This is a genomic window from Candidatus Cryosericum odellii, assembly GCF_003570935.1.
Classification (GTDB): Bacteria; Caldisericota; Caldisericia; order Cryosericales; family Cryosericaceae; genus Cryosericum; species Cryosericum odellii.
Genome location: NZ_QXIU01000265.1, coordinates 227 through 6,192, shown reverse-complemented (window position 1 = coordinate 6,192; position 5,966 = coordinate 227). Strand labels below are relative to the sequence as shown.

The following is a 5,966-nucleotide window of genomic DNA, read 5'->3' as shown; positions in this document are numbered from 1 at the left end:
GCAAGGAATGTCAGAACAGACGTGACCTTCCATTCCCGTTTGTCTTTCAACTGCTCGCACACGTACGCCGACGTGACAGGCCCGTTCGCCCCCCAGAGGATCATCATGACCTCGAGCTCTGAATCCGGCAGACGCTTTATCTTCTTCCTGCTGCTCATGATCTCCCTTCTTTCTACAACTGTAGAATTACTTGCACCTTGATTCTACAAATGACGAATAAAAAGTCAAGGACGACAACGGGGGAAGTTCTCTTGGGCAGACTGAATTCGTCACGCTTCTTCATTGACTGCCCATAACAAGAGCAGTATGATAAGTTATACAAAACGCACTAAACATACATAACGCACAAGGGAGGCCAACGATGGAAAAGCCGAAAGGGAAATATGCCTGGACAGCGAAGGTCGGGGATAAGGGACAAATCGTTATTCCTAAAGAGGCGCGGGAGATTTTCAACATTAACCCGGGTGACACGCTGCTTCTGCTTGGCGATGAAGCACAGGGGATCGCGATCGTGAAAAATGATGTGTTTATGAACTTTGCCGATGCGATCATGAAAGCACAAAACTCGAAAGAGGAAGATGAATGAACGCAATAGAAATAACCGGGCTCATGAAAAAGTATAAAGAACGGACTGCGGTAAAATCATTGAACCTTTCAATAGAACAGGGCACGTGCTTTGCCCTGCTCGGCGTCAACGGAGCGGGCAAAACAACAACGATCAAGATGCTGTCCTGCCTGACGAAACCTACCAGCGGTGATGCAGTGATACTCGGCAAGAGCATCCTGACTGAACCACAGGCGGTGAAGGAGATAGCCAATATCTCTCCACAGGAAACGGCTGTGGCACCGAATCTTACGGTACGGGAGAATCTGGAGCTGATCGCGGGCATCTACGGCAGTGAAGGCAGGGCCGCACGCGAAAAGGCGACCAGGATGATCAAAGAATTCGATCTTTCCGAAGTCGAACGGCAGAAGGCAAAGACCCTTTCCGGTGGCTGGCAGCACCGCCTGAGCATTGCCATGACGTTGATATCGGAGCCGCAAGTCCTCTTCCTCGACGAGCCGACGCTTGGACTCGATGTTCTCGCGAGACGCGAACTGTGGTCCGTCATCGAACACCTGAGAGGGAAGGTCACGATCATCCTGACCACTCATTACATGGAGGAAGCGGAGGCACTGTCCGACAGCATCGGCGTTATGGCACGAGGTGAGCTGAAAGCACTCGGAACGGCGGCAGAGCTGATTGCCAGGACAGGAGCCAAGACGTTCGAGGACGCTTTTGTGGCGCTTGCAACCGGATCGGAGGCAAGCGCATGAAACTCCTGGCGTTCGCTTCACGCAACCGCAGAGAACTCCTCAGAGACCCATGGAACTTGGCGTTCGGGATTGGTTTTCCCCTAGTCCTGCTGCTTCTCCTATCCGCTATCCAGGCGAATATCCCGGTGAGCCTCTTCAACATCGAGAAGCTGGCTCCAGGCATAGCCGTCTTCGGTCTTTCGTTCATCTCGCTGTTCTCCGCCACATTGATCGCCAAGGACCGAACCACCTCATTCCTGATGCGATTGTTCGCTTCGCCGCTCTCTGCCTCCGATTTCATCCTCGGTTACGCGCTGCCCCTCCTGCCCATGGCAATCCTGCAGAGCACGGTGTGCTTCGTCGTGTCTTTCTTTCTCGGTCTGCCGGTGAACGTGAACGTCCTGCTCGTGCTAGTCGTCCTGATTCCTCCGGCCATTCTCTACATCGGCATTGGCTTGCTGGCAGGCAGCATCCTCACTGACAAGCAGGTCGGCGGTGTCTGTGGTGCACTGCTGACCAACGTCAGCGCGTGGCTGAGCGGCACATGGTTTGACCTGAACCTGGTCGGGGGAGCCTTCAAGAGGATCGCCTATGCTCTTCCATTTGCCCATGCTGTCGACGCGGCCAAGGCAGCCATTGCTGGAGATTACGCCTCGATTCTCCCCCATCTGTGGTGGGTCATCGGATATGCCACAGTCATCATGGTCATTGCAGTTGTCGCCTTCAAGAGGAAGATGAACGGCGACAACGTCTAGATCGCGAAGGGCAGCGTTCGGGGGGTCAGGAGTGGCATATTCGACGAACGGATCCGGGTTCTGGTGGCTTCAGAGTGCATACCTGAACGTGCTCGAAGAACAGGGCATCGTCAGCCCCGAGACTGCGCTGCCCCTGGACGAGATCGACGGCATGATCAACCCATTTGTGCGATTCGGCGCGTTTGGCTCGGGCTGGCTCGTCGTACACAAGCTGTCACGGTACGGCGTTCTTGTGGCATGTCCTGGCAACAGGTACTACCTGAACCAGGAAGCTGCAGAGGAGTTCAAACACAGCTTCGCGCGCTGGCTGACGTGGTGACAGCTTCCATTGTACCAATGGGGTCGGGCCCTTTGGTACACTACTTCGGAGCGCGGCTGCTATGCTGACAGGCGCGTGTGCGGCCAGAAAAGATGCTCTGACACTACCCAGACATGGCCGATCTGCATCGTGTCTGGCCGCTTCTGACACGGTCGTAGGTCGTGGCAGTATGGCGGGGATTAAGAGCTTGATTGCCTTGGCGTCATCCGTGATGCCACCAAGAGCCAATGGAGACGACGATTCCCCAGATGATGCTTGTCACTATGCATATTTCGCCGAACGTCTTCACGCCCGTCGCATTATTGCTAGCACCCGTGCCAACAAGAATCAGTCCGACAATAAAAAGAACAATGCTGTAGAATTTCTGCGCCTTGTAGTGCTTGGATGTCTTCTCTATTACTTGAACGTTCTTGGAAGCCTCCGGAATGAATCCTTGAGCTGTTGATGATATTGGAGCCCCGCAGTTAGGGCATTTTTCGGCAGTTGTACTTACATCGTGCCCACATTCTGGACATTTCGTTAACATGCGACCCTCCTCTGAGTCAGCGAAATCGTATTCAAGAAGCAGAGACCGACCAACCGTCTCTCAACGCCAAATTCAGGTGTTGAGTTAACTACGATAGTCATGTTACGAGTTCTATTCTTTGCTGCAAGAGAGATGTTTGTTGCGGAACAACCCGCGATCTTGTTTCTCCACAGTGTCTATCGCCGACTAGCGATTCTTGCTCTGTTCTGCTTCCGTGCGCGCTTCCGCAAGGTCAATGCGAGCTTTGTGTCCATGCTTGCCCAGGAGGTTCAGGAGATTGCTTCCACTCAACAGCGTCAATGGCTTGTCTTTGGCAAATGAATATGCATCAGGCCCATAGTCAGCTGTCGTTACAAGGATTCCCCTGCTTGCCCCCTCATTGATGAGGGTCCCGTAGAGATCCCGAACGGCAGAAACACCTACGGTATTGGTGTACCTCTTGGCCTGGATCACGATCTTGCCGCCTCTCAGCGGATCAGGATCAAACGCCACTGCGTCAACGCCCCCGTCGCGGCTTGCACGAGTCACCTTGACTTCCCCACCATCTACGGCGAATTCCTCCTCGAACAACTGCCGGATGAGGTGCTCAAAGTCCTCCCAGTCCATTGCAGCCAGGTTGGTCGAAGAGTCCAGCCCGTCCTCAACATCACGGGCTTCGATGAATCTCTTGTCTTCCTTGTTGAGCTGAAGGATTGGCTTGATGGGACTCAGGCCGCTGAGTTTGGCACTGCCGACACCTTTCAGCTTCTTGAAACACGCCTTCGGCTCGACTTTCGCCAGATCTATCTCCATGAACTCCTTCTTGACTGTCTGCACAGACATGATGCATGCGTTCACCTCATGCCCCGTCGAACGGTCGATGGATCTGACCCATCCATTGAGCACGATGGAGTCGATCGCATCGGCCACGTCAGCCTCGTACAGTTCATGAAGTGTTCTGAGGATGATCATGTAGAGAACTTGATCATACAGTGCGTCGCGCTTTGCAGGAGTCAGATGTGTCTCGGCAAACTCATCCCGAGCGACCACGTACTTCACTTCCTTGAGGGTCGGCAGGTCCTCAACAGCTGGCAACGAGTAATCGACAACGAGTATCTTTGTGGCTGGCGCATAGTTGATGTCATAGTGAGTCGTAAACCAGTCCGGATAGGAGGATTCGGAGAGAACAAGATCGCAGTAGTCCACCACGGCATCGGCATCTATGGCAAGATACGACTGTCTCTGAGCGTCAATCGTCTGGTGCTGCTCATCTTGCTTCTTGAGAAAACTGGCACGTTCGTCATGCCACTGCGTCACCTTGTCTGTATGCTCTTTGGCCGCTTTGGCATTTTGGACTTCAATGCCTGCCTTCTTTTCCTTCCATTTCCTCGTATCTTCTTCGAATCGAGCTGCTGCTTCCTCAGTGCGACTGGCGCGGCGGGCAGCGCTGAACAGGTCAAGAATCCCCATCGTAGCAGTGTACGCTGGATCCTTCCTGTCTGGCGCACTTGGAATCGCCAACTCTGACGCGGCAGTTGGAACTGCCCTATTGAAGGTGCCTCGTTGCTTCAATGATTCCCAATCTACGATGATAGGTTTCTCAAGTCCGGAACTCAATATGGTGTTCAACTCCTGCAACACTTTGGCAGCTTCTTCTCTCCGAAATTCGGCTTCCTCTTTCTTGCGCTCGACGCTCGTTTTGAGGAGGTTCCTCTTCCAGACCTCGTTCCACTGAGCAAGCAGGGCTTCTCCCTTTGTCTGTACCATCTGTGCGTCATCCCCCGTGATTCTTTTGTACCTGTTCAGCCCGTCATGCTTGACATCGACGTAGTACTTATTCGCCATTGCTCTCCCTCCTCCCCTTGATCACGACCAGCCTGGCTTGAGGATCCACCATCCTTCTTACTGCTTCTCCAAGTCTAGAACGTCGATCACTGCCCTAGTTCAATACTTCATCTGTCTGAGTTGTTTCTGCCCAGTCCGCGCACAGCAGTTCGGCCTGTTCAAGAATGGTCTGTGTCGCCAGGAGCTGTTTGTCGGGCGGGTAGTGGTACTTGCGCAAGATCCTCTTGACGTCAATGCGCAGTTGGGCCTTGACGCTGTCCTTGGCTGTCCAGTCGATGGTGACGTTCTTGCGCAGCGTCTTCACCAGCTCACGAGCAATCATGGTCAGGGTCGCATCGCCCAAGACCTGCACGGCGCTGTCGTTGACACCCAGGGCATCATAGAAGGCAATCTCATCGTCGGTCAGCCCCAGGTCCTGGCCCTTCTTCTGCGCGGCACGCATCTGGCGTGCCACCTCGATGAGCTGGTCGATCACCTGTGCTGTCTCGATGGCATGGTTCTGGTACGCACGGATGGAACGCTCCAGCATCTCGGCAAAGGACCGCGCACGCACCAGGTTTGTGCGCATGCTGCCGTGAATCTCCCCCGTCAGCAGTTTGCGCAGCGTTTCCACCGCCAGGTTCTTGTACGGCATGCTGCGCACTTCTTCAAGGAACTCATCGGAGAGGATGGAAATGTCAGGCTTCTTGAGACCAGCGGCGGCAAAGATGTCGACGACACCTCCCGAAGAGACGGCGCGTGACACGATCTGCCGGATAGCATGGTCCAGGTCCTCTTCAGGCCGTGGGTCACCAGCCGTCGACTTGGCCAGAGCTGCCCGAACCGCCTGAAAGAATGCCACGTCATCACGTATACCAAGCGCCTTCGGGTTGGGGACTGCCAGAGCAAATGCCTTGGACAGTGCCGTGACGCCATCCAGCGTGCGCTCCTTGCCATCTTCCTGCGCCAGGATATGCTCCATCGCCGCCGGCAACAAGGCCACGCGCTGTTGAGGAGTCCCCGCAGTCCACGCGCTCCAGTCAAAACCGTGGAAGAGGCCGCAGCACACCTCGTACTTCTCCATGAGCACGGTGACGGCGACCTCCTGGTCAACGGCCGTCGTGCCCGTGCCGCCATTTTCGGTATAGGTCGTCAGCGCCATCCGCAGTTCATCAGCCAGACCCAGATAGTCGACGATCAGGCCGCCGGGCTTGTCCCTGAAGACGCGGTTGACCCGCGCGATGGTCTGCATCAGGCCGTGCCCGCG

Annotated in this window: 8 protein-coding genes; 4 read left to right on the top strand and 4 right to left on the bottom strand. The window is 54.9% G+C overall.

Annotated elements, in window-relative coordinates; translation table 11 throughout:
• On the bottom strand, window positions 1-158 hold a 158-nt coding region (locus tag SMC5_RS11845; RefSeq protein WP_165849078.1), incomplete at its 3' end, for a BlaI/MecI/CopY family transcriptional regulator.
• A gap of 203 nt (window positions 159-361) precedes the next feature.
• On the opposite strand from SMC5_RS11845, the gene SMC5_RS10330 reads away from it, so the two are divergent.
• The 4 genes from SMC5_RS10330 to SMC5_RS10315 are packed head-to-tail and all read left to right on the top strand — an operon-like array spanning window position 362 to window position 2,370.
• Window positions 362-586 carry an AbrB/MazE/SpoVT family DNA-binding domain-containing protein gene (locus SMC5_RS10330; RefSeq protein ID WP_119087005.1) on the top strand — a complete coding sequence of 75 codons (225 nt, stop codon included), beginning with the start codon at window positions 362-364 and terminating at the stop codon, window positions 584-586.
• Window positions 583-1,317: an ABC transporter ATP-binding protein gene (locus tag SMC5_RS10325; RefSeq protein WP_119120614.1), complete on the top strand. Its 735-nt coding sequence runs from the start codon at window positions 583-585 to the stop codon at window positions 1,315-1,317. Before SMC5_RS10330 ends, SMC5_RS10325 begins: the two co-directional genes overlap by 4 nt.
• The gene (locus tag SMC5_RS10320; RefSeq protein ID WP_119087007.1) at window positions 1,314-2,051 is read left to right on the top strand and encodes an ABC transporter permease; all 738 of its coding nucleotides are present in this window, start codon (window positions 1,314-1,316) and stop codon (window positions 2,049-2,051) included. Before SMC5_RS10325 ends, SMC5_RS10320 begins: the two co-directional genes overlap by 4 nt.
• Before the next feature lie 31 nt (window positions 2,052-2,082).
• Window positions 2,083-2,370 carry a hypothetical protein gene (locus tag SMC5_RS10315; protein WP_119087008.1) on the top strand — a complete coding sequence of 96 codons (288 nt, stop codon included), beginning with the start codon at window positions 2,083-2,085 and terminating at the stop codon, window positions 2,368-2,370.
• Between the two features lie 202 nt (window positions 2,371-2,572).
• On the opposite strand, the gene SMC5_RS10310 is transcribed toward SMC5_RS10315, so the two are convergent.
• The 3 genes from SMC5_RS10310 to SMC5_RS10300 form a co-directional block, all read right to left on the bottom strand.
• Window positions 2,573-2,896: a zinc-ribbon domain-containing protein gene (locus SMC5_RS10310; RefSeq protein ID WP_119087009.1), complete on the bottom strand. Its 324-nt coding sequence runs from the start codon at window positions 2,894-2,896 to the stop codon at window positions 2,573-2,575.
• 186 nt (window positions 2,897-3,082) lie between these two features.
• On the bottom strand, window positions 3,083-4,720 hold the full coding sequence (locus SMC5_RS10305; protein ID WP_119087010.1) for a restriction endonuclease: 1,638 nt from the start codon (window positions 4,718-4,720) through the stop codon (window positions 3,083-3,085).
• 94 nt (window positions 4,721-4,814) lie between these two features.
• Window positions 4,815-5,966: DUF3387 domain-containing protein (locus SMC5_RS10300; RefSeq protein ID WP_207799232.1), on the bottom strand; the 1,152-nt coding region annotated here is incomplete at its 5' end.

What these genes read in the sequence shown, in the direction of transcription:
- SMC5_RS10330 (WP_119087005.1), top strand. Translation starts at nt 362, where the DNA reads ATGGAAAAGCCGAAAGGGAAATATGCCTGGACAGCGAAGGTCGGGGAT.
- SMC5_RS10325 (WP_119120614.1), top strand. Translation starts at nt 583, where the DNA reads ATGAACGCAATAGAAATAACCGGGCTCATGAAAAAGTATAAAGAACGG.
- SMC5_RS10320 (WP_119087007.1), top strand. Translation starts at nt 1,314, where the DNA reads ATGAAACTCCTGGCGTTCGCTTCACGCAACCGCAGAGAACTCCTCAGA.
- SMC5_RS10310 (WP_119087009.1), bottom strand. Translation starts at nt 2,896, where the DNA reads ATGTTAACGAAATGTCCAGAATGTGGGCACGATGTAAGTACAACTGCC.
- SMC5_RS10305 (WP_119087010.1), bottom strand. Translation starts at nt 4,720, where the DNA reads ATGGCGAATAAGTACTACGTCGATGTCAAGCATGACGGGCTGAACAGG.